1 protein-coding gene is annotated in these 1,031 nt (G+C 65.8%); it reads right to left on the minus strand.

The annotated features are described in order from the left end of the window. Positions 1-101: 101 nt before the first annotated feature. Positions 102-1,031, minus strand: a 930-nt coding sequence (arcC, locus tag DW112_RS09845) for a carbamate kinase (RefSeq protein ID WP_117641088.1), incomplete at its 5' end; no start/stop codon positions are given.

Raw genomic sequence — 1,031 nt, forward strand, 5'->3', positions numbered from 1 at the left:
AGCAAAAGCCCCGCAGCCGGAGCGGACTGCGGGGCTCATGAAGAGAGGCTAGTTTGTGGGCGTCTTGCCTGGCGCCCACGAGAGAGGCAACAGAGTAGAGGCTACTCGTGGATGCGGGTACCGGAGAGACCGGCCATGGTCTCGGCGGCCTTGTCCAGGGCGCCGATGATGCAGGTGCGGCCCTTGCGGGAGCGGGCGAACTTGATGGCGGCGCGGACCTTGGGCTCCATGGAACCCTTGCCGAACTGGCCCTCGTCGGCCAGGCGCTCGGCCTCGTCGGCGGTGATGTCCTCGAGCTCCTCCTGGTTGGGCTTGCCAAAGTTGATGGCGACATGCTCAACGGCGGTCAGCAGGAACAGGACGTCGGCGTCGCAGTCCTCGGCCAGCAGCTCGCCGCCCAGGTCCTTGTCGATGACGGCGGGAACGCCCTTGTAGCAGCCCTTGTTCTCGTAGTCGCGGACGACGGGGATGCCGCCGCCACCGCAGGCGATGACGATGAACTCGTTGTCGAGCAGGTTGAGGATGGAGTCAGCCTCGACGATCTTCTTGGGATCAGGGGAAGCGACGACGCGACGCCAGCCGCGGCCGGAATCCTCGACGAAGACCTTGGAAGGATCCTCGGCCATGAACTCCTTGGCCTGCTCCTCGGTGTAGAAGGGGCCGATCGGCTTGGTCGGGTTCTTGAACGCGGGATCGTCCGGGTCGCACTCGATCTGGGTGACGACGGTGGCGGCGTGCCAACGCTTATAGCGCTTGTGCATCTCGCGGCCGATGCCCTGCTGCAGGTGGTAGCCAATGTAGCCCTGGGACATGGCGCCGCACTCGGGCAGCGGCATCTCGGGGGTGCCGATGGCGTCGTGGGCAGCGGCGAAGGCGTTCTGGATCATGCCGACCTGCGGGCCGTTGCCGTGGGTGATGATGATCTCGTTACCCTGCTCGATAAGACCAAGGAGAGCGTGGGCGGTGTTGCTCACGGCCTGGATCTGCTCGACGGGGTTGTTGCCGAGGGCGTTGCCGCCGAGGGCGACGAC

Origin of the sequence: Collinsella sp. AM09-41 (assembly GCF_003473245.1) — a bacterium.
GTDB lineage: Bacteria > Actinomycetota > Coriobacteriia > Coriobacteriales > Coriobacteriaceae > Collinsella.